Annotated in this window: 24 protein-coding genes and 1 riboswitch; of the genes, 9 read left to right on the top strand and 15 right to left on the bottom strand. The window is 73.6% G+C overall.

Annotated features, from left to right (window positions below; genetic code table 11):
• Positions 1-113: 113 nt before the first annotated feature.
• The gene (locus BXA10_RS29195; RefSeq protein ID WP_084753498.1) at positions 114-833 is read right to left on the bottom strand and encodes a TetR/AcrR family transcriptional regulator; all 720 of its coding nucleotides are present in this window, start codon (positions 831-833) and stop codon (positions 114-116) included.
• Positions 834-940: 107 nt separating this feature from the next.
• Here BXA10_RS29195 and BXA10_RS29190 point away from each other — a divergent pair, with 107 nt between their 5' ends.
• From BXA10_RS29190 to BXA10_RS29170, 5 genes are all read left to right on the top strand, one after another.
• A complete protein-coding gene (locus tag BXA10_RS29190) occupies positions 941-2,446 on the top strand; it encodes an MFS transporter (protein ID WP_245828628.1) in 1,506 nt (501 codons plus the stop codon).
• A gap of 69 nt (positions 2,447-2,515) precedes the next feature.
• Complete coding sequence (locus BXA10_RS29185; protein WP_076474060.1) at positions 2,516-3,415, top strand: ABC transporter ATP-binding protein; 900 nt, start codon at positions 2,516-2,518, stop codon at positions 3,413-3,415.
• A 2-nt stretch (positions 3,416-3,417) separates the two neighbouring features.
• Entirely contained in the window at positions 3,418-4,218 is an 801-nt protein-coding gene (locus BXA10_RS29180; protein WP_076474059.1) for an ABC transporter permease, read from the top strand.
• A gap of 28 nt (positions 4,219-4,246) precedes the next feature.
• A complete protein-coding gene (locus BXA10_RS29175; RefSeq protein ID WP_076474058.1) occupies positions 4,247-5,380 on the top strand; it encodes a sensor histidine kinase in 1,134 nt (377 codons plus the stop codon).
• A complete protein-coding gene (locus BXA10_RS29170) occupies positions 5,377-6,000 on the top strand; it encodes a response regulator transcription factor (protein WP_076474057.1) in 624 nt (207 codons plus the stop codon). The genes BXA10_RS29175 and BXA10_RS29170 overlap by 4 nt, the downstream gene beginning before the upstream one ends.
• 73 nt (positions 6,001-6,073) lie before the next feature.
• Here the strand turns inward: BXA10_RS29170 and BXA10_RS29165 are convergent, their stop codons facing one another.
• The 4 genes from BXA10_RS29165 to BXA10_RS29150 form a co-directional block, all read right to left on the bottom strand.
• Positions 6,074-6,982: a L,D-transpeptidase gene (locus tag BXA10_RS29165; RefSeq protein ID WP_076474056.1), complete on the bottom strand. Its 909-nt coding sequence runs from the start codon at positions 6,980-6,982 to the stop codon at positions 6,074-6,076.
• A gap of 234 nt (positions 6,983-7,216) precedes the next feature.
• Positions 7,217-8,503: a serine--tRNA ligase gene (gene serS / locus BXA10_RS29160; RefSeq protein WP_076474064.1), complete on the bottom strand. Its 1,287-nt coding sequence runs from the start codon at positions 8,501-8,503 to the stop codon at positions 7,217-7,219.
• A 195-nt stretch (positions 8,504-8,698) separates the two neighbouring features.
• Positions 8,699-9,775 carry a DNA polymerase III subunit beta family protein gene (locus tag BXA10_RS29155; RefSeq protein WP_076474063.1) on the bottom strand — a complete coding sequence of 359 codons (1,077 nt, stop codon included), beginning with the start codon at positions 9,773-9,775 and terminating at the stop codon, positions 8,699-8,701.
• A 47-nt stretch (positions 9,776-9,822) separates the two neighbouring features.
• Positions 9,823-11,016 (bottom strand): saccharopine dehydrogenase family protein, encoded by a 1,194-nt coding sequence (locus BXA10_RS29150; protein ID WP_076474055.1) that lies wholly within the window; start codon positions 11,014-11,016, stop codon positions 9,823-9,825.
• Positions 11,017-11,198: 182 nt separating this feature from the next.
• On the opposite strand from BXA10_RS29150, the gene BXA10_RS29145 reads away from it, so the two are divergent.
• Positions 11,199-14,108 carry a winged helix-turn-helix domain-containing protein gene (locus BXA10_RS29145; protein WP_175649342.1) on the top strand — a complete coding sequence of 970 codons (2,910 nt, stop codon included), beginning with the start codon at positions 11,199-11,201 and terminating at the stop codon, positions 14,106-14,108.
• Between the two features lie 4 nt (positions 14,109-14,112).
• Here BXA10_RS29145 and BXA10_RS29140 read toward each other — a convergent pair whose 3' ends face one another.
• The 3 genes from BXA10_RS29140 to BXA10_RS29130 are packed head-to-tail and all read right to left on the bottom strand — an operon-like array spanning position 14,113 to position 15,896.
• On the bottom strand, positions 14,113-14,661 hold the full coding sequence (locus BXA10_RS29140) for a DsbA family protein (RefSeq protein WP_076474053.1): 549 nt from the start codon (positions 14,659-14,661) through the stop codon (positions 14,113-14,115).
• Positions 14,658-15,155, bottom strand: a complete 498-nt coding sequence (locus BXA10_RS29135) for a redoxin domain-containing protein (protein ID WP_076474052.1) — start codon at positions 15,153-15,155, stop codon at positions 14,658-14,660. Before BXA10_RS29135 ends, BXA10_RS29140 begins: the two co-directional genes overlap by 4 nt.
• Positions 15,156-15,209: 54 nt before the next feature.
• A complete protein-coding gene (locus BXA10_RS29130; RefSeq protein WP_076474051.1) occupies positions 15,210-15,896 on the bottom strand; it encodes a BON domain-containing protein in 687 nt (228 codons plus the stop codon).
• A gap of 176 nt (positions 15,897-16,072) precedes the next feature.
• On the opposite strand from BXA10_RS29130, the gene BXA10_RS29125 reads away from it, so the two are divergent.
• A complete protein-coding gene (locus tag BXA10_RS29125) occupies positions 16,073-16,711 on the top strand; it encodes a maleylpyruvate isomerase N-terminal domain-containing protein (RefSeq protein WP_076474050.1) in 639 nt (212 codons plus the stop codon).
• A gap of 119 nt (positions 16,712-16,830) precedes the next feature.
• Here the strand turns inward: BXA10_RS29125 and BXA10_RS29120 are convergent, their stop codons facing one another.
• Together BXA10_RS29120 and BXA10_RS31750 are read right to left on the bottom strand one after the other, a co-directional pair.
• Complete coding sequence (locus BXA10_RS29120; RefSeq protein ID WP_076474049.1) at positions 16,831-17,238, bottom strand: hypothetical protein; 408 nt, start codon at positions 17,236-17,238, stop codon at positions 16,831-16,833.
• 222 nt (positions 17,239-17,460) lie between these two features.
• Positions 17,461-17,598 (bottom strand): hypothetical protein, encoded by a 138-nt coding sequence (locus BXA10_RS31750; RefSeq protein WP_175649341.1) that lies wholly within the window; start codon positions 17,596-17,598, stop codon positions 17,461-17,463.
• 355 nt (positions 17,599-17,953) lie between these two features.
• Here BXA10_RS31750 and BXA10_RS29115 point away from each other — a divergent pair, with 355 nt between their 5' ends.
• On the top strand, positions 17,954-18,316 hold the full coding sequence (locus BXA10_RS29115; RefSeq protein ID WP_076474048.1) for an STAS domain-containing protein: 363 nt from the start codon (positions 17,954-17,956) through the stop codon (positions 18,314-18,316).
• 260 nt (positions 18,317-18,576) lie between these two features.
• Positions 18,577-19,047 (top strand): hypothetical protein, encoded by a 471-nt coding sequence (locus BXA10_RS29110; protein WP_076474047.1) that lies wholly within the window; start codon positions 18,577-18,579, stop codon positions 19,045-19,047.
• A gap of 30 nt (positions 19,048-19,077) precedes the next feature.
• Here BXA10_RS29110 and BXA10_RS29105 read toward each other — a convergent pair whose 3' ends face one another.
• From BXA10_RS29105 to BXA10_RS29085, 5 genes are all read right to left on the bottom strand, one after another.
• Complete coding sequence (locus BXA10_RS29105) at positions 19,078-19,590, bottom strand: DUF2269 domain-containing protein (RefSeq protein ID WP_139338221.1); 513 nt, start codon at positions 19,588-19,590, stop codon at positions 19,078-19,080.
• A 121-nt stretch (positions 19,591-19,711) separates the two neighbouring features.
• On the bottom strand, positions 19,712-20,785 hold the full coding sequence (locus BXA10_RS29100; RefSeq protein ID WP_076474045.1) for a coiled-coil domain-containing protein: 1,074 nt from the start codon (positions 20,783-20,785) through the stop codon (positions 19,712-19,714).
• A 4-nt stretch (positions 20,786-20,789) separates the two neighbouring features.
• Positions 20,790-20,922: riboswitch (cyclic di-AMP (ydaO/yuaA leader) on the bottom strand.
• A 152-nt stretch (positions 20,923-21,074) separates the two neighbouring features.
• Positions 21,075-21,989 carry a cation diffusion facilitator family transporter gene (locus BXA10_RS29095; RefSeq protein ID WP_076474062.1) on the bottom strand — a complete coding sequence of 305 codons (915 nt, stop codon included), beginning with the start codon at positions 21,987-21,989 and terminating at the stop codon, positions 21,075-21,077.
• Positions 21,990-22,096: 107 nt separating this feature from the next.
• On the bottom strand, positions 22,097-24,214 hold the full coding sequence (locus BXA10_RS29090) for a HelD family protein (RefSeq protein WP_076474044.1): 2,118 nt from the start codon (positions 24,212-24,214) through the stop codon (positions 22,097-22,099).
• Positions 24,215-24,340: 126 nt separating this feature from the next.
• The gene (locus tag BXA10_RS29085) at positions 24,341-25,279 is read right to left on the bottom strand and encodes an alpha/beta fold hydrolase (protein ID WP_076474043.1); all 939 of its coding nucleotides are present in this window, start codon (positions 25,277-25,279) and stop codon (positions 24,341-24,343) included.
• Positions 25,280-25,486: the final 207 nt, after the last annotated feature.

The raw sequence follows: 25,486 nt of genomic DNA, 5'->3' as shown, positions 1-25,486 counted from the left end.
GCCCCACGCCGCAGCCCCACGCCGCAGCCCCACGCCGCAGCCCCACGCCGCAGCCCCACGCCGCAGCCCCACGCCGCAGCCCCACGCCGCAGCCCCACGCCGCAGCCCGCAGCTCAGCGCGGCGTGGCGTAGCGGGCGACGCCCTGCACCAGCAGGTCGAGCCCGAACGCGAAGCGCTCGTCCCCGCCGCCGGCCATCAGCTCGTCGAGGTGCGCGAGCGTGTGCGGGAAGCGTTCGGCCGGGAGGCTGAGGTAATACTCGCGCAGCTGCCCGAGCATCCCCGTCCAGTACCCGTCGAGGTCCTTGCCCGAGGCGCGGACCTTCTCGCCGAAGAGCGCCCCCTCGTACGCGTCTCCGGCGATGTAGAGGAAGAGCCGGTCCAGGAACCAGGCCGCCGGCTGCGGTGGCACCCCGCCGGCTAGCAGGATGGCCAGCATCCCCTCGGTCACCCGCAGCGCGTTCGGCCCAGTGGGGATGGTGGCCAGGGAGGCCAGCGCCAGGTTGGTATGGGTCGCGTAGGCGCGGTACGCCTGCCAGGCCACCTCCTTGATCTGGTCCGGCCAGCATTGCGGGTCAGGTTCGGGAACGGTGATGGCGGCGCTCACCCGGTCCAGCAGCAGCTCCAGCAGCTCATCCTTGCCGGAGACGTGCGCGTAGAGCGAGGCCGGTCCGGTGCCCAGCTCCTGCGCCACCCGCCGCATGCTCAGCCCGCCCAGCCCTTCCCGGCCCAGCACGACCAGGGCGGCGTCCACCACGGCCTGCTGGCTCAGCGGTCGGCGCACCGGGCGGCTGCGGGCGGGCGTACGCCAGGGCGGGTCGGGCAGGTCGCTCACGGTCACCTCCGGATCGGGACCCCGACATCCTACTTGCATGCGAACCACGTTCGTTGCTAGAACAGTGTTCGTCAACGAACGGTGTTCGAAACAGTCAAGGAGTTCCGATGTCCCAGGCCACCGTCGGGGAGGCGGGCACTGTCCCGCCCTCCGTCGCCGAGCCCCAGCCGTACCGCTGGCGCTGGCTCGCCCTCGCCGTCATCCTCGCCGAGGAGGTCATGGACCTCCTCGACGCTCTCGTCACCAACCTCGCCGGCCCCGCGATCCGGGCCGATCTGGGCGGCTCGGCGAGCCTGATCCAGTGGCTCGGCGCCGGCTACACCCTCGCCATGGCGATCGGTCTGATCACCGGCGGACGCCTCGGCGACCTCTACGGGCGGCGCCGGATGTTCCTGGTCGGGGTGGCCGGCTTCACCGTCGCCTCGGCGCTCTGTGCCCTCTCCGTTAGCCCCGGAATGCTGGTCGCCTCCCGGGTCGCGCAGGGCCTGTTCGGTGCGGTCCTCCTCCCGCAGGGTCTCGGCATCATCAAGGAGGTCTTCCCACCCCGGGAGCTGGCCGCCGCTTTCGGCGCGTTCGGCCCGGTCATGGGGATCTCCGCGGTCGGCGGCCCGATCCTCGCGGGGTGGCTGGTCGACGCCGACCTCTGGGGCACCGGCTGGCGCGCCATCTTCCTGATCAACCTGCCGCTCGGCCTGCTCGCGCTGCTCGGAGCGCTGCGCTTCCTGCCGGAATCCCGTCCCGCGCCCGCGTCCCGGCTCGACCTGCCCGGCGTCGGCCTGGTGGCGCTCGGCGCGGTGCTGCTGGTCTACCCGCTGGTGCAGGGCCGCGAGCAGGGTTGGCCGGGCTGGATGTACGGGATGCTCGTCGCCGCCGTCGCCGTCTTCGCCTACTTCGCCCGCTACGAGGTACGCCGGCAGCGGGCCGCTCGGGATCCGCTCGTGGTGCCGACGCTGTTCCGCCGCCGTGCGTTCACCGGTGGTCTCGTCGCCGGGCTGGCGTTCTTCACCGCACTCACCGGATTCTCACTGGTGTTCAGCCTCTACCTCCAGCTCGGTCTCGGGTACTCGCCACTGGAGGCCGGGCTGGCCGGCGTGCCGCAGGCGCTCGGCATGGTGGCGGCCTTCGTGATCGCGGGCGCCGGCCTGGCCCGGCGGTTCGGTCGTACGCTCATCCACACCGGCCTGGTCGTGGTGCTGGCCGGCGTCGGCGGGATGCTGCTGACCCTGCGGCTCGCCGGTCCGGAGGTCACCCCCCTGGCGGCTGGTACCGGCGCTGCTCGTGGTCGGATTCGGGATGGGCCTGGTGATGTCCCCGTTCTTCGACATCGTGCTCTCCGGAGTGGAGCCGGCCGAGACCGGCTCGGCCTCCGGCACTCTCACCGCCGTCCAGCAACTCGGCGGCGCGCTGGGGGTGGCAGTGCTCGGCACGGTCTTCTTCGCCCGACTGCCGGGCGGCGGCGCCGGCTCCGCGGTCCGGGCCACGCTCTGGGTGGAGGCGGCGCTGCTCGCGGCCACCGTCGTCGCCGCGTTCCTGCTGCCCAGGCCGGCGCGCGGCGCGGAACAGGGACAGCACTGACCAACGGGTGGGGGCGGCACCGCAGCCCCCACCCCTGACAAATGTCACGGCGGGAACGTGACGGGCACTCGGGGCACGAAGCGCCCGGTCGCAAGAGCATGGTTGCCATGACGAGCACTGAACCGGCCGTGGAGCTGAGCGGCCTCACCAAGACCTTCGGCGCGGTCACCGCGGTCGACGGGCTGAGCCTGCGGGTGGAGCCCGGCGAGGTGGTCGCCTTCCTCGGCCCGAACGGCGCCGGCAAGACCACCACCATCGACATGCTGCTCGGGCTGGCCCGCCCGGACGCCGGTTCGGTGCGGATCCTCGGGGGCAGTCCGGCGGACGCGATCGCGTGCGGCCGGATCGCCGCAGTGCTCCAGACCGGCGGGCTGCTCAAGGACCTGACCGTCGGCGAGACGGTACGGCTGACCGCCAACCTCTACCGGCACAGCCGGCCCGCGGAAGAGGTGTTGGAGCGCGCCGGAATCACCGACATCGCCGACCGGGTGGTGGGCAAGTGCTCCGGCGGCCAGCAGCAGCGGCTGCGCTTCGCCCTCGCCCTGCTGCCCGACCCCGACCTGATGGTGCTCGACGAGCCGACGACCGGGATGGACGTCGAGGGGCGGCGCGAGTTCTGGCAGGCGCTGCGGCGCGACGCCCGCTCCGGACGGACCATCATCTTCGCCACCCACTACCTGGACGAGGCCGACGCGTACGCCGATCGGATCGTGCTGGTCCGGCAAGGACGGATCGTGGCCGACGGAACCACCGCCGAGATCAAGAACCTGGCCGCCGGTCGCCTCGTGCGGGCCACCCTCCCCGGCGCCGACCAGGCCGCGCTCGCCGCGCTGCCCGGCGTCGACGCGGTGGAGGTGCGCGGCGACAGCGTGCTCGTGCGTACCGCCGACTCCGACATGGTCGCCCGGCACCTGCTCACCCGGACCGAGGCCCGGGACGTGGAGATCACCTCCCGCAACCTCGAAGACGCCTTCCTCGCCCTCACCACCGACCAGGCCGGAGTCTGACGATGACCACCTCGCTGAGCGCCACCACCGACCGCGTCACCCCCGACCGGCGTCCCCCCGCCCTGGGCGGGTTCTCCCCGGCCGTGCTCGGCATCGAGCTGCGCCGGGTGCTGCGCAACCGCCGCACCCTCGCGTTCACCCTGATCATGCCGGCCGCCTTCTTCCTCATCTTCGGCCTGCCGCAGCGTGGGCAGCAGCTTCCCAACGGCTACGCGGTGGCCGCGTACATCATGGTCAGCCTGGCCGTCTACGCCGCCATGGTGGCGACCACCAGCATCGGCGCCGCGGTCGCCACCGAGCGGGCGCTGGGTTGGAGCCGGCAGTTGCGGCTCACCCCGCTGCGTCCGATCGCGTACGTCGCCACCAAGGTCGTCACCGCGATGGGCCTCGGCCTCATCGCGGTCTGCGTCGAGTTCGTCGTCGGCGCGGCCTCCGGCGTACGGCTCTCCGCCGACGTCTGGCTGCTGACCGGCCTCGGGGCGTGGCTCGGCTCGCTGGTCTTCGCCGCGTTCGGCCTCTTCGTCGGCTACCTCTTCCCGGCGGAGAACGCCATGCAGTTCATCGGCCCGATCCTCGCCGTGCTGGCGATGTTCGGTGGGCTCTTCGTCCCGCTCGAGGTGCTGCCCGAGGTGCTCCAGCACGTCGCGCGGTTCACCCCGGTGTACGGAGTCGGTGAACTCGCCCGCGCCCCGCTGACCGGCGACGGCGTCAGCCTGGCGGCGTTGGTCAACCTGGTCGTGTGGACGGTCCTCTTCGCGCTCGGCGCGACCCGGCTGTTCCGCCGGGACACCGCCCGGGTCTGAGCGGAAACCGACCGCTAGCGTGGGCCCGATGGACGTTCCGAAGGTTCAGCCTCAGCCGGCGAGCCGCAAGTGGCGGCTCACCGGCTGGTTGCTGGCCGCGGTCTGGCTCTTCTTCCTCAACCAGCCGCTGGGTACGGCACTGGGGCAGGCGGAGCCGTGGCGCAAGTGGCTCGGGGTCGGCTCGCTGGTCGCCTTCGGCGTGGCGTACGTGCTGCTCTTCGAGTGGGCCCGGTCGCACCGGCAGAACGGTCGACCGATCCCGCGCGCCCGGGCCGTCGTCCTGCTGCTGGGGCTGCTCGTCCTCGGCCTGGTCGGCATTCCCGGTACCGGGACGGACTGGATGACCACCCTGGTCTTCGTCGCCACGGGGGCGGTCTTCCTGCTCCCCGGGTCGTGGGCGCTGGTCGTCGTGGCCCTCGCCGCGCTGACGCCGCTGGTGGCGGGATACCTGCTGCCCAGCTGGTCGGGAGTGAGCGGGGTCTTCTTCGCCGTGCTGCTCGCCTCGTTCGCCATGTTCGGCGTGGCCGCGCTGGCCCAGCGCAACGGCGAGCTGCGCGCGGCGCAGCAGGAGATCGGCCGCTTGGCGGTGGCCGAGGAGCGGGCTCGGACCGCGCGGGACCTGCACGACATCCTCGGCCACTCGCTCACCGTGGTGGCGATCAAAGCCGAGCTGGCCGGCCGGCTGGTGGAGGTGGATCCGTCCCGGGCGGCGACGGAGATCGCCGAGGTGGAGCAGCTCGCCCGGGCCGCACTCGCCGACGTACGGCGGACCGTCGGGGCGTACCGCGGGGTGCGGCTGGCCGAGGAGGTGGCCGGCGCGCGGTCGGCGCTGATCGCCGCGGGCATCGCCGCCGACCTGCCGGCCGACCTGCCGGAGCTGCCGGCCGATCGGGACCAGCTCTTCGGCTGGGCGGTACGGGAGGGAGTGACGAACGTGGTGCGGCACAGCGGAGCACACCGATGCACGATCCGGGTCGGCCCGGACGCGGTGGAGATCAGCGACGACGGCCGGGGACCGACGTCGGAGGACGCGGCCACCGGGCACGGCCTGATCGGCCTGCGCGAGCGCGCCCAACGGCTCGACGCGACCGTGAGCGTCGGCCGCCGCCCGCAGGGGCACGGGTTCGTGCTCCGGGTCGGACTCCCGGCGGGTGCCCGGTGACCGAGCCGATAAAGCTGCTGCTCGCCGACGACCAGGCGCTGGTACGCGGGGCGTTGGCCGCGCTGCTCTCCCTCGAACCGGACCTGACCGTGGTCGCCGAGGTGGGCCGAGGCGACGAGGTGGTGGCCGAGGCACGGCGGACCGGCCCGGACGTGGCGTTGCTCGACGTGGAGATGCCCGGGCTGGACGGGATCGCCGCCACCACGGCGCTGCGGGCGGCGCTGCCGACCTGCCGGGTGCTGGTGGTGACCACCTTCGGCCGTCCCGGTTACCTGCGCCGGGCCATGGAGGCCGGTGCGAACGGCTTCGTGGTCAAGGACACCCCGGCGCGCCAGCTCGCCGAGGCGGTCCGCCGGGTGCACGCCGGGCTGCGGGTGGTCGACCCGACGCTGGCGGCCGAGACGCTGGCCACCGGGGCGAGCCCGCTCACCGAGCGGGAGACCGATGTGCTGCGGGCGGCGCGGGACGGCGGGACGGCCGCGGACCTGGCCGCCGCGTTGCACCTGTCCGAGGGGACGGTCCGCAACCACCTCTCCGCGGCCATCGGCAAGACCGGCGCGCGCAATCGGGCCGAGGCGGTCCGCATCGCCGAGCAGAACGGTTGGCTGCTCGGCGACTGAGGCGACTGAGGCGACGGCGGCCGGCGCCGGCCGGCGGCTCAGGCGGGGTACGGGTGTCGGACCGGTGTCCGGATCACGCGGTGGGCGGCGGTTCGGGCAGCTCCTCGACCACCACCACGCTGCTGCCGGGCAGTACCTCGGCGAGCAGTTCGCGCTGGCCGCTGCGGGTGAGCCGGATGCATCCGTTGGTGGTGTTCTCGCCCAGCTCGCCGTCGTGGTACCAGGTGTGCAGGCCGATGTGCGCGTTGCGCAGGCTTTCCGGCACCGCGTCCGGGTCGTCGGGGATCGAGCCGAGGGCGTAGATGTCGACACCGCCGTACACGTCCTGCGGCGGCGGGGTGCGGCCGAGGATGAAGGTCCGGCCCAGCGGCGTCTCCTGGCCGCGTTGGCCGAGGCTGACCTCCCAGGTGCGTACCGCCTTGCCGGCCCGGTACCAGGTGAGCCGGTGCACGCGGCGCTCCACCACGATCTGGTCCCGCAGCGGGACGGTGGTGTGGCCGCCGGGCGGAAGCCAGGCGAGCTTCCGGTTGGCCGAGGGAAGCAGGACGGCCTTCCAGCCCGACTGCCGGTCGGCGATCGGCATGGTCAGGTCGACGCCGCTGATGGTCGGGGCGAGGAAGGCGATCGGCCGGCCGCCCGGCGCGTCGTACGCGGCGATCTTCCGAGCCGGACGCAGCCCCTCGGTGAGCGGTGTCGTGTCCATGGTCTCGGGGTCGTCCGGGAACCCGGCCGGCGCGGGGTCGTACGTCACCACCGGTAGTCCCTTCGGAGCCGGCGCGGCGGGAAGCGCACTCGCCTCGGCGCTCTGGCCGACCTCGTTCGGTGTCGAGGTCGTGACAGGCGTGGCCTGCTGGGCCACCGGTTCCGTTCCGGGGGTCAGCGCCAAGCCGGTGAGCAGGGCGGTGACCAGGAGCGCCGGTACACCGACACCGCCGGCCACCCAGCCCCGGCGTCCCGGTGAGATCAATCGGTCAAACGGCACAAAAATACTGTACGTGCCAGCAACCCCTCAACGGGTCGGATACCTCCAAAACGCCCAAACGCCCTCGATGGGAAGCGTTGCGGCCGCTGCCAGGCGGGTGAATCCCCCCCCCCCCCGGCGGGGTCCGATCCGACCTGCGATGCCCCGGCCATCCGGGCGGCCGAGTGGACCTTGCCCGGTATCGGGCGCGTCGGCGGGAGCCGGAGTCCCGGCTCCCGCCGGCAGCGGCGTGGATCAGCGGCCCGGCGTGAGCCGGTCGACGCCCAGACGGTCGCGGAGCACCTCGGGCACCAGCACCGAGCCGTCGGGCTGCTGGAACTGCTCGAGGATGGCCGGGAAGAGGCGGCTGGTGGCCAGCGACGACCCGTTGAGCGTGTGCACGAACCGGGTCTGCTTGCCGCCCGGCTCGCGATAGCGGATGGCCGCCCGCCGCGCCTGGTAGTCGCCGGCCCAGGAGACCGACGACACCTCCTTGTACTTGTCCATGCTCGGCATCCACACCTCGATGTCGAGGGTCTTGCGCATGGACGCGCTGGCGTCGCCGGCCGACAGCAGGCTGCGCTGGTAGTGCAGGCCCAGCTTCTCGACCAGGCTCTCGGCGTGGGTGACCATCTCCTCCAGCGCCGCGTCCGCCTGCTCCGGCAGCGTGAACTGGAAGATCTCCACCTTGTTGAACTGGTGGCCCCGCACGGTGCCGCGCTCGTCGGAGTGCGAGCCGGCCGCCTCCCGGCGGTAGCACGGCGTGTACGCGAACCGCTTCAGCGGCAGCGTCGTGGTGTCCAGGATCTCGTCCTGGTACGCGCCGAGGATCGCCGTCTCCGAGGTGGGCAGCAGGAACTGGCCCCGGGGCCCGCTCTCCCGGTCGAGGTGGTAGACGTCGTCGTAGAACTTCGGGAACTGCCCGGCGGCGAAACCGGCCGTGTCGAGCAGCAGGTGCGGCGGCAGCAGGAACTCGTAGCCGGCCTTGACGTTCTCGTCGATGAGGAAGTTCAGCAGCGCCCACTCCAACCGGGCGCCCATGCCGGTGTACATCCAGAAGCCGGAGCCGCCGAGCTTCACGCCCCGCTCGTGGTCGACCAGACCGAGCATCCGGGACAGCTCCACGTGGTCGCGGACCTTCTCGATCACCGGTGCCGTACCGAAGGTCTTGACGACCCGGTTGGCCTCCTTGCCGCCTGCCACCACATCATCGGCGGGCAGGTTGGGCAGCTCGCTCATCGCGGTGCGCAGCCGGCCCTGCACGTCGTCCAGCTCGGACTCCAGCTCGGAGAGCTGCTTGCGACCGGCCTCGGGCGCGACGACCTCCGGCTCGCGGCCGGCCCGCTTCGCCTCCGCGTACGCCCGGGCCTCTGCCTTGCGGCGCTGCCGGTCGGCGTCGATCTCGCCGATCAGGGCGCGGCGCTCCTGGTCGAGCCGCTGGATCTCGTCCAGCGCCCGATTGACCTCGGCGGGATCCAGACGCTTCGCCAGCGCGGTCGCCACCGCCTCGCGATCCTTCCGGATCAACTCCATGTCGAGCATGCTGCTCCGTACGCCTCCGTCCGGCAGTCGGGTGGACCCCCAGATGCTACCGTCGCGGCCCGCCGCGCCCGGGCCGGGGAGCGGGGCCGGGCTGCTCTCCGTCGAGCCGGCGGGCGCCGGCCGGTGGTACTCCCGGCCGGACCGGATGACGAGCCGGCCCGCCGGTGGCGGCACCTCGCCCGGGTGAGGATGCGGTCAGAGACGGATCGGCATCAGGATCGAGAACGCGTCGTCGTCGCCGGGGCGGCGTACGGCCAGCGGGGCGATCGGGCCGTCCAGCTCCAGCACCAGCTGCGACTCACCGGCCGCGTCCAGCGCGTCGAGCAGGTAGTCGCCGTTCACCCCGACCCGCAGCCCGCCGCCCGGCGCGGCCTCGCCCGGTTCGAGCAGGCGCAGCCAACCCGAGTCGTCCACACCGAGCACCGCGACCGCGACCGGGGCACCGTCGTGTTCCAGGGCCACCGTCGGCGCGTCGGGACGGCGTAGCGCGCTCCGCAGCGCGGCGGCGTCCACCGGGATCCGGTACGCCGGGGCGTCGCCGGCGGCCACCCGTAGCAGCCGCTGGTAGTCCGGGAAGTCGTACGGCAGCGGGGCGGCGGTCACCACCCGCCCGGCGACCGACACCGACACCGCGGTGCGGTCGACGGTCAGGTGGGCCTCCGGGGTGACGCCGGCACCGGTGTCGAGCAGGGCGCGTACCTCGTCGACGAAGCCGGCCGGGGCGACCACCCGCACGGCCGGTCCGTCCGCCCGGCCGGCGCCGGCCCGGGCGAGCGCGAGCCGGTGGCGGTCGGTCGCGACCAGCCGTACGCCGTCCGGCGTCACGTCGAACAGGACGCCGGTGAGCACCGGCAGTTCCGGGTCGGTGCCGACGGCGAACCGGACCGCGTCGATGGCCTGCGTCAGTTCGATCCGGGACAGCACGAGACGGGTGGCCATGACGGGCTCCTCAGGACTGATCAGGGCACGGATCCGGCAGAGTTCGCGGCGGGCGTCGGCGAGGCCGTCCTCCAGCCGGCGCAGGTGTGCGTCCAGCAGCCGGTGCACGGCGGCCGGCTCGGCCCGCACCGCGGCGGCGATCTCGGCGACCGGCATGCCGACCCGGCGCAGCCCGGCAACCAGCCGGGCCGGAGCCACCTGCTCGTCGGTATACCAGCGGTAGCCGGTCACCGGGTCGACCAGCGCCGGCACCAGCACCCCGGCCGAGTCGTAGAACCGCAGGGCGCTGACCGTGAGGCCGCTGGCCCGGGCCAGCTCACCGATGCTGCGCAGCTCGCTCTCCACGGTGACCGATCCTGCCGCCTCAAGCTGGTCGAGGGTCAAGCCGGTCGGGCGTCGGTCTGCTCCAGCACCCGGAACGTGATGCCGGCCCGGGTGAGCCGGGCCAGCAGTGGCTCGCCCATCGCGGTCACCGCGGTGACCTGGCCGGCAGTCGGTGGCAGGTCGTCCAGGGCCACGCAGAGCGCCGACTCGGCGAGCATCTTCGCGGTCTCGTCGTAACCGGGGTCGCCCCCGGCCACCTCGGTGCGTACGCGCCGCCCACCGCCCGTCCCGACGAACCGGACCCGGAACCACGAGCGTGCCCGCTGGTGCGGCGCCGGCCCGTCCCCGGAGGTGAGTCGGCCGAGCAGCCAGCGGCGGGTCGGCGCCAGCCGGACCAGGCCCGCCAGGGCGCCCAGCCCCACCCCGGCGGCCAGCACCGTGGGCAGCCGCTTCACGGCGGCGAAGTTGCGGTAGCGGAAGTCCGGGCCGTACTCCGGGCAGGCGGCGGCCGAGCGGCGCACCACCTGCGGATCGATGGTGGGCAGCGGCACCGCCCACATGTGCAGTTCGGCCGGGCGGCTGAGCCGGCCGCGTACCGCACGTACCCGCCGGCCCTCGGGCCGCGGCTCAGTGGACCGCCGCTCCCGAGCCACCCGGCCGGCCTGCTCGGCACGGGAGAGGGCGATCAGCGCCGAGTGGTACGTGCCGGCGGAGAAGCGTCCGCCGACCCGGACGAAATCGTCGACGGTGATCGGCACGTCGGCGGGCAGTTGCCGGACGGTGAACCAGGCACCCAGGTCGTGCGGGAGCGAGTCGAACCCGCAGGCGTGCACGAGACGCGCCCCGGTGCGTACCGCCTCGGCGTGGTGGCGCAGGTACATCAGATCGACGAACTCCGGCTCGCCGGTGATGTCCAGGTAGTCGGTGCCGGCTACGGCGCACGCGGCGACCAGCGGTTCCCCACGTTCGATGAACGGTCCCACGGTGCTGGCGACGACTCGGGTGCGTTCCGCCAGCGTGCGCAGCGACCCGGGGTCCGTGGTGTCGGCGGTCAGCAACGGCAGCTGGGCCAGCGCCGGGTCGATCGCGGTGAGGCGGTCGCGCACCGCCGCCAGTCGGTCGGCGTTCCGTCCGGCGAGGGCCCACCGCAGCCCAGCCGGCGCGTGCCGGGCCAGGTATTCGGCGGTCAGCCCGCCGGTGAAGCCGGTCGCCCCGAAGAGCACCACGTCGTACGTCCGCTCGCCGGCCATTCCGCGAGTCTGCCACCCGCCATCGTGCCGTTCGAGCCGGTTGTCGGAAAGGTTCGGGCAAGTCCGTTGTGTGTCCTCCGCCTGACTGGGGTGACCCGGGCTCGCCCCGAAGGGGTGAACGGCCGCCCGCCGGGTAACCGCCCGCCGACCGGGGGTGGAACGCGTCCGTGGGGGTGGGCCGGATGCCGGAGCAGCGAAACGGCGCACGGGTGGATACCGCGGACGGCACGCGGCCGCCGCTGCTCGCGTCCCGACTGACCCCGCCCGCGTTGCCCGAGCCGGTGGTGGCCCGGCCCCGGTTGCTGCGCCGGCTCGACGAAGGTAGCGCCGGTTCGGTCACCCTGGTCAGCGCCCCCGCCGGATGGGGCAAGACCACCCTGCTCGCCGCCTGGGCCCGCCTCGCCGGCGCCAGCGCGGGGGAGGGCGCCGAGGTGCGTCCGGACGGCAGCGTCGCCGACACCGTCCGGCCGGCGCCGGCCTGGGTGTCGGTGGAGGCGGGCGACGATGGTGACCGGCTCTGGTCGTACGTGTTGGCGGCGCTGCGAAACAGCGCCGAGCACGGACACGAGGCCGCGCCGATGCCGGCCCGGCCGCCCAGGCCCGACCAGCTCGAGTTGCTCGCCGCCGGGCTGGCTCGCCGGGAACGGCCGATGCTGCTGATCCTCGACGACCTGCACCGGGTCACCGAACCGGCGGCACTGACCGGACTGGACTTCCTGCTCCGCCACGCCGAGCAGCGGCTGCGTCTGGTGGTCGGGGCACGGGCCGGGCTGCCGCTGGCCGTGCATCGGCTGCGGTTGGCCGGGGAGCTGACCGAGATCGGCCCGGACGAGCTGGCCTTCACCGACGACGAGGTGGCCGACCTGCTCACCGCGCACGGGGTGACGCTGCCCGGCGCGGCCCTGCGCCGGCTGCGGGAGCGGACCGGCGGATGGCCCGCCGCACTCCGTTTCGCCGCGCTGGCGCTGCACCGGCGTCCCGACCCGACGCGTTGGGTCGAGCAGTTCGGCGGCGACCAGCCGGACGTGGCCGGCTACCTGCACGAGGAGGTGCTCGCCGCGGTCGACCCGGCGGCCCGCGACCTGCTGCGCCGCACCGCGCTCGCCGAGACGGTCTGCGCCGACCTGGCCGACGCTCTCACCGACGGCTCGGACGCCGAGCGCACGCTCGCCGAACTGGCCGGCGACGGTGGTCTGCTGCGCCGCGACGAGAGCCGCCCACCCTGGTACCGCTGCCAGCCCCTACTGACCGACCTGCTCCGGGCGGAACTGGCCCGGCTGCCCGCCGACGAGCTGCGTGAGCTGCATCTTCGAGCGGCCGGCTGGTACGCCGACAACGGCCGGCCGATGGAGGGGCTGCGGCACGCGCTCGCCGCCCGGAACTGGGATCTCGCGACCGAGATCTTCGTGGCGCAGTGGCCGGAGCTGGCCCCGTACGACCGGGCCGACTTCGGGAGCTCGCCGCCGCCGGCCCCACCACCGGAGGCCGTACGCCGCGATCCGGAGCTGGCGCTCGCCTGCGCGGCCGAGCGGGCGTACGCCGGCGACGCGCCGGCCGCCACGGCGCACCTGCACCTCGCGGCCGAGCACGCGGACGCCCTGCCCACTCCGCGCCGGGACCGCTTCCTCCGGCTGGCCACCGCGGTGGAGCTCACGCTGGCTCGGCTCGCCGACGACCACGCCGAGGTACGCGCCGCCGCCGCCCGGCTGATCCGGCCGCACCCGACGGCGCCGGGGCCACGTGACCTGCCCGCCGGGTCCAGCAGTGCGCGTGCCACCGGTGCCCCGCAACGCTCGACTACTGCGGTGGCCGGGGCACGGGGCCCGGAACCGCTCGCCGCGCCCGTGGCCGGCGGACCGCGCGGCAGCGCCACGGAGGACGCCGAGCTTCGCGCGTTCGCCGGCACCGCACTCGGGCTCGTCGAGCTGGCCGAGGGGCAGTTGCCCGCGGCGCGTTTCACCCGGGCGCTGAACGCGGCCCGGGAGGCGGGCCGCCTCCGCACCGAGCTGGTCTGCGCCAGCCGCTCGGCGCTGCTGCACGCCCTGCGGGGCAGGCTGCGGGCCGCCGAGACGTCCGCCCGGGAGGCCCTCGCCATGCCCCCCTGCCACGGCTGGGCCTGCCGGCTCGACTGCGCGTACGCCCACCTGGCGCTGGCAGTGGTGGCTCTGCACCGGGACCAGCCCGAGGAGGCCGCCGGGAACCTGACTCTCGCCGGGCCCGCGACCGGCGAGGGGCAGCCGGGAACGACGCCCGGGGCGGGGATCGCGGCCGTGGAGACCACCGCCGTGGCGGTCGCCGCGCTCTGCCGGGCGCAGCTGCTGCGCGACCGGGGCGAGGTGGATGCCGGCCACCGGCTGCTGGTCGAGGCGCGGCACCGGCTCGCGGACCGGCCGGCCGCCGTGGAACTGGCGTACCAGCTGCTCGCCGCGAACGCCGACCTGCTCGCTGCCCGGGGTGACCTGGCGGCCGCCCGGGACCTGCTGGCCGGACCGGTCCACGACCAGGTCGAGCCGCTCGCTCCGGTTGCCGTGGCGCTGGCCCGGGTCGAACTGCGAGCCGGTGACCCGCGGGCCGCCGGTCGGGTGCTGCCGGACTGGACGGCGCCGGCGGCGGCGGAGTGGCCGCTGCCGGTACGCCTGGAGGCGGGCCTGCTCGACGCGGTGCTGGCGCGCCAGGGTGGGGACGAGCGCCGAGCCGGCCGGCTGTTGGAGCAGGTGCTCGATCTCGCCGGCCCGGAGGGCGTCCGGCGGGTCTTCACCCGAGCCGACCCGGCCGCGCGGGATCTGCTCGCGGCACACCTCGACACCGGTACCGCCCACTGGTCGATGGTCAGCGACCTGGTGCGGGGCGGGGACGAGCCGGCCGAGCGGAGGCCGGTCGAGCCCGGTCCGACACTGGACGAGCCGCTCACCGAGCGGGAGCTGACCATCCTGCGCTACCTGCAGAGCATCCTGTCCAACGTGGAGATCGCCAGCGAGCTGTCACTTTCGGTCAACACGGTGAAGACCCACGTGCGCAACATCTACCGCAAACTCGACGCGACCCGCCGGCGTGAGGCGGTCCGGCGGGCGCGTGAACTGCGGCTGATCTGAGTGGTCAGGTGTCGGCCGCGGCGTCGACGGCGGCGAGCAGGTCCGGCAGGGCGTACCCGCCGTCGTGGCGGACGTCGTTGACGAAGAGCGTCGGGGTGCCGTTCACCCCGCTGCGGATCCCGCCCACGAAGTCCCGGCGCACCCGGTCGGCGTGCGCGTGCCGTTCCACCTCGGCGCCGATGTCGTCCGGCGGCATTCCGAGCTGCTCGACGCCGAGCGAGAGGTGCACCGGGTCGAGCTGGTCCTGGTGCTCGTAGAGCCAGTCGTGCATCTCCCAGAACCGGCCGCGGACTCCGGCAGCCTCGGCCGCCTCGGCGGCGCTCTCGGCATAGGGGTGCACGTTGGCGATCGGGAAGTAGCGGTAGACCAGCCGCACCGTGCCCTCCCGCTGCCGGAGCAGCTCGGTCAGGTTCGGGTACGCGGCACCGCAGTACTGGCACTGGAAGTCGCCGTACTCGACGACGGTCACCGGGGCGTCGGTCGCCCCCCGGACGTGGTCGGCCCCGCTCACCGGCGTCCGGAGCCGGGCGGTCACCTGCAACGGGGTGGTCATCCAACCCTCACCTCCCCGCTGACCCGCATCCGTTCCAGTGCGTCGAGGATGCCGTCCGCGCCCGGGTTGACCTCCTGCGGGTAGAGCTGGCGCCAGGCGACCACGCCGTCGGGGTCGATCACCACGAGCGCCCGGGCGGCCTCGCCGCCGCGGGTGTACGCGCCGTACGAGCGGGCCACTGCGCCCTTCGGCTCGAAGTCGGCAAGCAGCGGGAACTCGATGCCCTGGTTCTCCGCGAACGCGCGGTGTGACCAGAAGCTGTCCACGGAGATGCCGAGCACCGCCGCTCGGTAGCTCTCGAACTCCGGCATCGCGGACTGGTAGAGCGCCATCTGGTCGCCGCAGACCGGACTCCAGTCGGCCGGGTAGAAGGCGAGCACCACCGGTCGGCCGCGGTACTCGCGAAGACCGGTGCGCCGCCCGTCCGGGGTGGCCGGCAGGGTGAAGTCGGGCGCCGGCCGCCCAGGTCCGATCAGCCCGTTCGGATCAGTCATGGCTCCCACGCTCGCCGCCGGCCGGGTGAGCGCGGCTCACCCGGCCCGGGTGGTTCAGCGCAGCACGGGGGCGACGGCGATGTGGTTCTGCACCTCCCGGATGCCCGGCGCGGACCAGGCCACCCGCTCCACCTCGGCACGTTCCGGGATCGAGTGGACCAGACCGGCCAGCAGCACCGTGTCGCCGTGCACCCGTACCGTGACGTGCTCGGATTCCGTCGCGCGGCTGCGGGCGAGGGCGTCGACGATCCGTTCGGCCAGCTCGTGGCCGTCCGGGCGCACCGCTGGGCGGACGGTGATTCCGCTGCTCACCCCGCGTACGCCGGTGAGCCGGCTGACCGCCCGTTCGGCGGCTCGGCGCTGGTACTCCCACTCCACCTCGCCGTGCAGGGTCACCCAGCCGTCCGAGACGGTCACCTGCAACTGCTCGATCGGCACGAACGCGTCCCATTCCAGGGCATGCCCGACCGCCCCGGCGATCTCCGGGTCGGCGCGTTCCGCCCCGCCGGGCAGTTGCACGGTCAGGTCGTTCGCGACCGCGCGGACCCGGGGCACCCGGTGCGCCGCCCGCTCGGCGGCCCACTTCTTCGCGTAGCTCTCGACCCTGCCGGTGAGTGTGACCACGCCCTCGGACACGATCACGCCGATCTCGTGTGGCCGGACCCGCGGCTCCCAGGTCAGCTCGTCGAGAACGTCGGACTGGATCTCCTGGTCGGTACGGGTGACGGTCTCGGTGGCCATTCGCTCCGTCCTCCTCATCGCGTCGGGCGGCTCCCGCACGCACGCCCGCCTGGAGGCGATGCTGCCGCCGGCCCGGGTGAACCACCCTCGCCCGACCCGGGTGATCGCCGTCGGCGATCTTGGTGGTGGCGGGCGACGTCTAGGCTCGCCGTGTTTCCAACCCGAGGAGGTGCGACATGGCTGCGATCAGGACGGCCTATCTCACGGCTGCGCGCTCGGCGGTGCGGCTGCTCGACGACCCGGCGGTCGCCGAGCGCTGGGGGCGACCCAGTGCGCTCGCCGAGTTCGGCGTCGCCGGCCTCGCGGGGCACCTCGCCTCGCAGGTCTTCCAGGTCGAGACGATGCTCGCCGAGCCGGTCCCGCCGGGCGATCCGATCGAACTGCTCGAGCACTACGCGCGGGGGAGTTGGCTCGGCGCGAGCGTCGACGACGACGTGAACGTGGGGATCCGCCGGGTGGGGGAGAGCCTCGCGCAGGAGGGGCCGGACGCGTTGGTCGCGCGTACGACCGAGGCGGTGGAACGGCTCACCGGGGCGTTGACCCGGGAGCCGGCGGAGCGCGTGGTGCACCTGGCTCGGGGGCCCTGGTCGCTCACCCTGGACGACTTCCTGACCACCCGGCTCATGGAGCTGGCCGTGCACTCGGACGACCTGGCGGTCAGTGTCGGCGTAGCCACCCCGGAACTGCCCGCCGACGCCATCGAGCCGGTGCTGTCGCTGCTCGCCCGGCTGGCGGTACGCCGACACGGCCAGCCGGCCGTGCTGCGTGCCCTGGCTCGCGCCGAACGTGCCCCGGACAGGATCAACGCGATCTGACCGGGCGGACTCGACCTCGTGGATGTCGGGGTGTCATCGAACGCCGGACACCCCGACATCCACGAAACCCGAATCGGCCGCCCGAGGCGGATCCGCGGTCGGTGTTGCGTCCGCTCGGGTCAGGTGTCCAGGTCGACCGGGGAGTTGGGCCGGTCCACGTCCACGAATTCGATGTCGTCGACCGCGCGGTCCTCTCGACTCCCGGCAGCCCGCGCGGCGGTGCCGGCAGCCCAGCCGATCGCCGCACCGACCAGCGCCACGCCGATCAGCAGCGTCCAGGGCAGCGCCGGCCGGCGACCGGCGAGCGCGTCGAACGCGAAGGTGGCTCGGCGGCGTGCCTCGTCGGCGGCGTTGCCGACCAGGTCACCCGCCCCGTCGCCGAGGCGGTGACCGCCGCGCTGGGCGGAGCGGGCGGTGCCTCGTACGGTGTCCCCGGCGGCGTTGACCGTAGCCAGCAGGTGTTGCCATGCGTGGTCCGCGATCCGCTCGGGTCTGCTGCGGCGGTCCAGCAGGTTCGTTCCGAACATCGGGTTACCTCCTCGGAGTGCCGGTCGCGGCGGCCGGGTCGGCCTTCGCCGTCCGGACCGGCGCGTCACGGTTGGCCTACCCGGCAGTGCCCCGGCCATCGGCACCCCAAACCCACCGAACCGTCCACCCGGGTCATCCACCGGCACGTCCCAGTTCCGGCTCCCACCGTCGAACTGCCGGCCGCAGTCGGGCGGCCGGCAGTTCGGAGAAGGAAGTCGCGGTCAGCGCGCCAGGACGACGGCGACACCACGAGCGAAGTCGTCGTCATCGTCATCGTCGTCGCCACCGCCGAAGCCGCAGGCCAGTACGAGGGCGAGCAGGGCACCGACGCCGGCCAGCGCGGCCAGTCTCTTGATCATTGATCATCCCCTCTGTGGTGGACTCCCGGCCGATGCTAGGCGGCAGAGGCAAGCGCGAATCTGGCTCGCGGGGGACCGATCGATGCTCGATCATGACGTCCGGAGTAGTCCGTGGTCGCGTCGTTTCGGCCCGACTGGCCTTCACCGGCTACCCTGGGCGGCGATGCGTCGGTCCGCGACGGGCCGTTGAACGAACAGACGAAGAGAAGAAGCCGGACAAGGGTGATGAAATGTGCCCTGATCCGCGAATTGCTCATCCCCCGGGGGTGGCGACCAAGGCCGTCGGAGGAATACTCTCGGTCGCGGCCCGCGTACTGATGAGACGCCCGGGGGACGGGCGGGTGGAGGTGCTCGCGTGAGCCTGTCGATCGTGAAGTCGGTTCTTTCCGGCGGTGTCGTGGAGATCGCCCCACGGGGCGAGATCGACGTGGACACCGCGTACGAGGTGCGCGAAGCGATCGCCGAGGTGCTGGCCAAGGGGCGCCCGGCACGCATCGAGCTCAACATGCGCCTCGTCACCTTCATCGACTCCGTCGGCATCAGCGCGATGGTCGCCGGCTTCCAGACCGCCGAGGTGAGCGGCGTCAAGCTCGCCGTCACCGAGCCGAGCCGGTTCGTGCACCGGCAGCTCTGGGTGACCGGCCTGCTCGGCCTGTTCGGCGCTCCCGAGCCCTACTACGCCGGCACCGCCACACCCGAGGTGCTTCCCGGCGCCTGAGTCGCGCTCACCTCTCGTCCGGGTCGTCGCGAGCCTCGTCGAGGCTCGCGAGGTCCACGGTCACCCGTAGGCAGGACGGTGGGGCGAATGCGTGCCCCTTCACGCGCCGCCCCCGGCCCTGGTTCCGGCTTCCGCAGCCCGCGCCGCCCGTCATGCGACAGGTATCCGAAACCACGGCATCCGCTCGGCGGCCCGCTCAGCCGTTGCCACCCCGTCTCCGGTAGGCGAGGATCGGGCGACCGGCGACGGCGGGAGGCGGTGTGCTCAGGCGCGATTCCTTCAGTTACACCGTGCAGGCGCGCTGCGCCCTGACCGACGCCGCCGCGCTGCTCGGCGACCTGGGCCGGCAGGGCGAGCTGCACCCGTTGGTCGTCCGGGTCCGTCGCCTGCCGCCCCGGTCGGGCGCCAGGGCCAGCTACGCCATCACCGACCGGCTGGCCGCCGGGTCGCTGCGGTTCCCGGTGACGTACCGGGCCGACGTGCTGATCCGGACGGACGACGAGATCGTCACCGTGGCTCGGCAGTGGCCGGCGACCATGGTGCGCAATCACACCGTGCTGCGTGCCGAGGCGGACGGGCTCGTGCGCATCGACGTCGAGATCACCCTCGCCGCGCCGGCGCCGCTGTTCGCGTACGCCTTCCGGCAGGCCCGCGCCGCGCACCTGGCACTGGCCAACCGGCTCGTCGCCGCGCTCGAACGCCACCGGGAGAGTCCGCCCGCCGCATCCTGACCGGCACCGCGACAGCGGTCGGCGAAACCGTCAGGCACGGCCGGCCACCGCGGGGCGCCCACGCCTCGCGGCCGGTCCGGCCGGCCGCATCCGCCCCCACGGCTTGTACGTGGAGAGCACCGTCGCGATGATCATCAAGCTGGTCGACACGGCGGGAGCGATCACCAGGTCGGCGCGGTCCCGTGCCGGCAGGGTGGCCCCGAGGTCGCCGGCGGCGCGCAGGTTCGGCGTGAGCAGGAACAGCACGAGTCCGACCATCACTGTGGTGATCAGCAGCTTCACCAGTACCCAGCGGTACCGGAACAGCTTCCACGGGCTCAGCAGGGCGCTGGCCACGCCGACCACCCATACGGCCACGGCCAGCGGCGCGAAGAGCGTCGTACCGATCAGCGCGGCGACCGGATAGACCACGTCCGCGTCGGTGCCGCGCAGCACCGCCACGCCCAACGCGAGCAGTACGAGGTCGGCGCCGAGCCAGCCCAGCGAGGTGACCAGGTGCAGCGTGAGCAGAGCCTTACGCACGGTCGGCGGTGTTCGGGTCATGTCCTCGATGCTGCCCGTGCCGGCCGGCCGGATCGTCCGCCGACCGGCGACATCGTGGCTACGTCCCACGACGTACCCGGGTCGTGCGGGTGGCCGCTGGGGACCACCCGCCTGCGCCGGATCAGTACACCGAGAGGTGCACGTGATTGGTGTGATCGCTGGACGGGTCTCCGCCCGCCCCGCTGTACGACTTCCATCCGCTGCTGGGCAGCCAGATCTGCCGGTACCAGATCACGTAGAGCACCGCGAGCCGGTCGGAGTTGCGGATGAAGTACGCGGCCAGGTTGTTGCCGTACGTCTTGTCGCCGCCGGTGGCGTCGCCGCCGAAGCCGTTCTTCTGCGCGGCGAAGTCGCATGCCCGCCCCTTGGGATGCTCGCCGGAGCCGCCGTTGCGGTGGCACGAGACGTAGCGGGTGAAGCCGGCCGCCTTGGCCTGCTGGAGCGCGTGCAGCATACGCGGAGTGATGCAGCCGCTCGCCGGCGTCGGGTCGTTGACGCTGCACGACTCCTTGGGCCAGGAGCCGTCCGGGTTGCGTGGCGCCGGGTCGGCGTTCGCGGTGGAGGTGCCCCGGTTGGACCCGCCGGCGGAGGAGTGGACCGTGTTCGCGTTGGCCACCTCGAGGGCTCGCTCGGCCTGTTGCTTGCGCTTCGCCATCACGGCGACCTGCTTGCGCTGCTCCTTGATCTCGCCGTCCAGCGCGGCGCGGGTCCGGTTCGCCTCGTCCCGGGTCGCCATCAGGTCACGCAGCGCCCGGTCCTCGTTGGAGGCGACGGCCTCCAGGGCGGCGGCGCGGTCCATGAAGCCCTCCGGGCTGCTGCTGCTGAGCAGTGCCGAGACCGCGCCGAGCCGGCCGGTGCGGTAGGCGACCCCGGCGATCTCGCCGACCTTGCCGCTGCGCTCCGCCAGCTCGGTGTCGGTCTTCTTGAGCTGGTCGGTGAGCTGCTGCTGCCGGGTCACGGAGCGGGCCAGGGCCGCCTTCGCGTCGAGCCAACCCTTGCTGGCCGCCTCCAACTGGGCGCGCAGGGCGGGGGTGCCGCCCTCGGCGTCGGTGCTGGGGGCCGCGGCGGGCAGAGCCGTCGGGGGCGTGGCCGCGGTGCCGGTGCCGGGGGTGGCCGCGAGGGCGAGGGTGAGCGTCGCGGCGATCAGGGCCACCATCCGGGCGGCGCGTCGTCGTACGGGTGCCACTACTGGCATGCACATGTCCTTCCGTCAGCCGCCGACCGGGTTAGCTGACGGGTTCGGGACGGAAGATCCCTACCGCTCGCGCGGATGCACCCCAGGAACGTGGTTCCCCGGCTCGCCGAACGTCGGCGATTAGGCGGCGGTCGCCGCCGGCGCCGGTGGGCGCCTCCTGGCGGAGACCGGGACCGAGCCTACCGGTGCCGGTGGGGCTGATGCAGCAGATGTGACTCCCTGTGCCGCTGAGCTCACCGAAAATTGCGGCATAGTCGCACCATATAGCTCAAAAACGCCAGTGTTCTCATCACCATTCGACCGCACCGCAGGCCCCAGGGGCCGCGCCGGGCTCGATCTGCAGCGTCGCGTGCTCGATGTGGAAGTCCTCGTGGAGCGCCTCCCGCGCTGCCGCGAGCACGGTGCCGACCTCCGCGCCGGGCGCCATGGTGAGGTGCGCCGAGGCCACCTCCATGCCCGAGGTGAGCGTCCAGACGTGCAGGTCGTGTACGCCGACCACGCCGGGCACCGCGGCCAGCCGGTCGTGCACCGCGGTCACCTGGAGGTGCTCCGGGGCGGCCTGGACCAGGATGCGGACCGCGGCCCGCCCGAGCCGCCAGGTGCGCGGCAGGATGAACACGCCGATCGCCACCGCCACCAACGGGTCCGCCCACCACCAGCCGGTGAACGTGATGAGCAGCGCCGCCGCGATCACCCCGAGCGAGCCGAGCAGGTCGCCGAGCACCTCGAGGTAGGCGCCCTGGAGGTTGATGCTCTCGCGGGCTCCGGGGCGCAGCAGCGCGAAGGCGGCCACGTTGGCCAGCAGGCCCAGCACGGCCACCGCCAGCATCGGGCCGGCGAGCACCTCCGGCGGGTCGCCGAACCGGCCGACGGCCTCGACCACCACGTAGACCGCGACCCCGGAGAGCAGTACGGCGTTCGCCAGCGCGGCGAGCACCTCGAGGCGGTAGAGGCCGAAGGTGCGCTGGGGGTCGTGCCCGGCCCGCCGGCTGGCGGTGATCGCCGCGAGGGCCATGCCGATGCCGAGCACGTCGGTGAACATGTGCCCGGCGTCGGACAGCAGGGCCAGCGAGCCGGTCCGGAAGGCGGCGACCGCCTCGACCAGCATCAGGACCGCCAGCAGGGCGAACGCCGCCCAGAGCCGGCCGCGGTGGTGCTGCGCGGCGTTCACCACCGACTCGTCGTGGCCATGACCTGCGCCCACGAGACCACCCTCCGCCGACGGTCCGGACCGGTCAAACATATGCTCACATCGCAATGTGTGCAACTATCGGCCGTGCCGGCGACCGGGCAGGGCCGCCGGGGGACCGGTCAGTCGGTCGGGTCGATCGTGCTGAGCCGCTGGGTGGCCCGGGAGAGCGCCACGTAGAGCGTCCGCACGCCCGAGCCGGGATCAGCGCGGATCTCGCTCGGCGCGACCAGCACCACCCCGTCGTACTCCATACCCTTCGCCTCCAGGCTGGTCACGACCTGCAGGCGGGACCCGCCCAGCGCGCCGAGCCAGCCGGCCACCTCGTCCCGGCGAGGCACCGGGGTGATCACTCCGACCGTTCCCTCCACCTCACCCAGCAGGGCGTCGGCGGCCGTCACGGTCGCGCTCGCCAGCTCCGCCCGCGGCACCGCCAGTTCGACGGGATCGATCCCGGTGGAACGGACCGCGGTGGGCAGCGCCAGGTCCGGGTCGAGCCGGCGGATCTCGGCCGCCGCCACCGCGAAGATCTCGGCAGAGTTGCGGTAGTTGGTGGTGAGGGTGAAGTTCTGCCGGCGGCGCCGGCCCAGCGCCTGGTCCCGCGCGCGCGTCAACTCCGCCGGGTCACCGGTCCACGCCGTCTGTGCCGGGTCGCCGACCACCGTCCAGGACGCCAGACGGCCACGGCGGCCGATCATCCGCCACTGCATCGGCGACACGTCCTGAGCCTCGTCCACCACCACGTGCGCGTACTCCCGGTAGTCGGCCGGGCGCTCCCGGGCCGCCTCCCGGGCGGCCCGCTGCCGGTCCGCGTACGTGCTCAGCTCACGTACCCCACCCGTCAGCTGGAACGGATCCCGTTTCGGCCGGGCCGCCTGCACGGGCTTGCCGAGCAGCGCGTCGAGTTCGTCGAGGAGCGCGATGTCGGCGATCGTCAGCCCCTCGCCGTCCAGGGTCCGGTACGCACTCGCCAGCAGCCGGATCTCCGCGCCGGAGAGAATGCCGCCGGCGTACCGACGCAGCCGCTCGGGGCGCGCCAGCCAACCCAGCACGTGCCGGGGGTGCAGCCTCGGCCACCACGCCTTGAGGAACTCCCGGAACTCCGGCCGGTCGGCGATCTCGTCCTCGAAGGCGCGCTGCTCCGGCAACCGGCTGATGTTCAGCCGGCGCGCCTGGGCCCAGAGCGCCGCGAAGACGCCGTCGAAGCCGGCCCGGCGCACCTCGTTGCGGCGGGCGCCCCGCGGCAGCGCGCGATCCCGGATCCCGTCCAGGTCCCGCCGGTCCAGCCGCAGCAGTTCGCCCCGGTAGAGCAGGCGCAGCTCCGTGGGACCGTCCGGCACGGCGTCCCGGACCGCGCGCTCCAGCACCCGGCGCATACGCAGGGAGCCCTTGACCGCGGCGACCTCGGGCGCGTCGGTCCGGGTCGCGCTCATCCCCGGGAACAGCGTGCCCAGCGAGTGCAGCGTGGCCGTCTCCTCGCCGAGGGAGGGCAGCACCGACGCGATGTACTCGACGAAGACCGAGGAGGGGCCGACCACCAGGATGCCGCCGCCGGCGTACCGGCGGCGGTCGGAGTAGAGCAGGTACGCCGCCCGGTGCAGGGCGACGGCCGTCTTGCCGGTGCCGGGCCCGCCCGAGACGATCGTGACGCCCGAGCCGGGGGAGCGGATCGCCTCGTCCTGCTCCCGCTGGATCGTGGCCACGATGTCCCGCATGCCCCGGCCGGTGGCGCGGGAGAGCGTGGCGAGCAACGCGCCGTCGCCGACCACCGCCATGTCCGGCGGAGCGGCACCCGGGTCGAGCAGGTCGTCCTCGATCCGTACGATCCGCTCCCGGCTCGACTGGATGGTCCGGCGGCGCACCACGCCGAGCGGCTGGGCCGGAGTCGCCTGGTAGAACGCGGCGGCGGCCGGCGCCCGCCAGTCGACCACGAGACTGACCGCGTTCTCGTCCCGGATGCCGAGCCGGCCGATGTGCAGCACCTGACGGTCGCGCAGGTCGAGCCGGCCGAAGACCAACCCCTCGTGCTCGGCATCCAGGGCGTGCCGCCGCTGCGCCGCGTGGAAGACCATCGCGTCCCGCTCGACCAGCGCGCCGAAGTTCCCGACCCGGGCGAGCCGGTAGCCGTCCCGTTCGGCGCGGACCGCCGACTGCCGTAGCTCGGCGAGTCGGGCGTACACCCGGTCGAGATGCCGCTGCTCGACGGCGATCTCCTGCTCCAGGGTGGTCTGGTCGGTCACGCGTGCTCCTGATCCCTCACCGGCGGCGGGCGCCGCGGTACACCGCGGGCCGCACGCCGGGCCAACCGGACGAGGGTACGGCCCCGGCCGGTGGTACCGCTTCGCCAGGTACGGCGTAGCGCCTCGTCAGGCCGGTGAGGCCGGCGTGAGCGGACCGGCGGACAGCGGCCGCCCGAGCACCTGACGGAGCACTCCGAGCAGGGCGGAGTTCACCTCGTCGGGTCGTTCCATCATGAGCATGTGCCCGGCGCCGGGACAGACGGTCAACTCGGCGGTCGGCAGCGCGGCGGCGATCGACTCGGCGCACGGTGGCGGTGTGAGCCGGTCCCGGTCGCCGACGAGGGCGGCGGCCGGTAGGTGGGCCAGCTCGGCGAGGGTCGCCAGGCGGTGCTGCGCGCCGATCGAGGCGCGGAACCCGCCGATCGAGCGGAGCGAGGCGCGGGCCACCGACGACGTGACCAGCCGGATGTCGGTCGGGTCGCACCGGTCACCGAAGAGCAGCCACCGGATGCTCGGACGCAGTGCGCGCAGCAGCGCCAGCGGCGGCCGCCAGGACCCGCAGCGGGCCAGTACGCCGGCGCCGGTGGTCTCGGCGAGCCGGATCAGCCGGGTGATCCGGGAGGAGAGCCCGTAGGCGGTGTGCGTGTGCCCCTCGGCGGTGGTCGAGACGAGGGCGAGGCCGGCCGTACGTGCCGCGAAGTGCTCGGGATGCCGGTGCGCGTACTCCATGATCGTCATTCCGCCCAGGGAGTGCCCGACCAGGACGATCCGCCCCGTCGGGGCCAGCGCGTCGACCACTGCGGCGAGATCGTCGCCGAGCTGGGCCAGGGTGGCCGTACGCAGTGGCATGCAGCTGGAGCGTCCGTGACCGCGCGCGTCGTACGCGACCAGTCGCACCGCCGTGCCGACCGCCTCGCTCAGCGCGGTGAGTTGCCGGTGCCAGCTCCGGGCGTCCAGCGTCCAGCCGTGCAGCAGGATCATGGTGACCTCGGCGTCGGCCGGGCCGGACGTCTCGACGTGCAGGCGCACCCCGTCGGCCAGGCGTACCTCCGACTGCTCCGGCATTGCCGCCTCCCCGGGCCGCCCGGATCCTCCCACCGGCGTACCCGGTGGTAACACCGGCTACCCGCCATGACACCACGCCAACCCTGGCGGTGAAAAGGTCCCCGCCGGCTCCCCCGTTACCTTTTTGATCGTCCCCAGCCGGGGACCCTCGGTCGCCTGGCCCGGTATGACTTTCTGCCCCTGTCGTTTGGATGATCCGGGGGGTGT

It is taken from the genome of Micromonospora avicenniae, assembly GCF_900156065.1.
Lineage (GTDB): Bacteria > Actinomycetota > Actinomycetes > Mycobacteriales > Micromonosporaceae > Micromonospora > Micromonospora avicenniae.
The sequence above is the reverse complement of the archived record's forward strand: the minus strand, read 5'-3'. Positions and strand labels throughout refer to the sequence as shown.

Coding starts and splice junctions, on each gene's coding strand:
- BXA10_RS29190 (WP_245828628.1), top strand. CDS start 941: ATGTCCCAGGCCACCGTCGGGGAGGCGGGCACTGTCCCGCCCTCCGTC.
- BXA10_RS29185 (WP_076474060.1), top strand. CDS start 2,516: ATGACGAGCACTGAACCGGCCGTGGAGCTGAGCGGCCTCACCAAGACC.
- BXA10_RS29180 (WP_076474059.1), top strand. CDS start 3,418: ATGACCACCTCGCTGAGCGCCACCACCGACCGCGTCACCCCCGACCGG.
- BXA10_RS29175 (WP_076474058.1), top strand. CDS start 4,247: ATGGACGTTCCGAAGGTTCAGCCTCAGCCGGCGAGCCGCAAGTGGCGG.
- serS (WP_076474064.1), bottom strand. CDS start 8,503: ATGCTCGACATGGAGTTGATCCGGAAGGATCGCGAGGCGGTGGCGACC.
- BXA10_RS29150 (WP_076474055.1), bottom strand. CDS start 11,016: ATGGCCGGCGAGCGGACGTACGACGTGGTGCTCTTCGGGGCGACCGGC.
- BXA10_RS29145 (WP_175649342.1), top strand. CDS start 11,199: ATGCCGGAGCAGCGAAACGGCGCACGGGTGGATACCGCGGACGGCACG.
- BXA10_RS29140 (WP_076474053.1), bottom strand. CDS start 14,661: ATGACCACCCCGTTGCAGGTGACCGCCCGGCTCCGGACGCCGGTGAGC.
- BXA10_RS29135 (WP_076474052.1), bottom strand. CDS start 15,155: ATGACTGATCCGAACGGGCTGATCGGACCTGGGCGGCCGGCGCCCGAC.
- BXA10_RS29130 (WP_076474051.1), bottom strand. CDS start 15,896: ATGGCCACCGAGACCGTCACCCGTACCGACCAGGAGATCCAGTCCGAC.
- BXA10_RS29125 (WP_076474050.1), top strand. CDS start 16,073: ATGGCTGCGATCAGGACGGCCTATCTCACGGCTGCGCGCTCGGCGGTG.
- BXA10_RS29120 (WP_076474049.1), bottom strand. CDS start 17,238: ATGTTCGGAACGAACCTGCTGGACCGCCGCAGCAGACCCGAGCGGATC.
- BXA10_RS31750 (WP_175649341.1), bottom strand. CDS start 17,598: ATGATCAAGAGACTGGCCGCGCTGGCCGGCGTCGGTGCCCTGCTCGCC.
- BXA10_RS29105 (WP_139338221.1), bottom strand. CDS start 19,590: ATGACCCGAACACCGCCGACCGTGCGTAAGGCTCTGCTCACGCTGCAC.
- BXA10_RS29100 (WP_076474045.1), bottom strand. CDS start 20,785: ATGCCAGTAGTGGCACCCGTACGACGACGCGCCGCCCGGATGGTGGCC.
- BXA10_RS29085 (WP_076474043.1), bottom strand. CDS start 25,279: ATGCCGGAGCAGTCGGAGGTACGCCTGGCCGACGGGGTGCGCCTGCAC.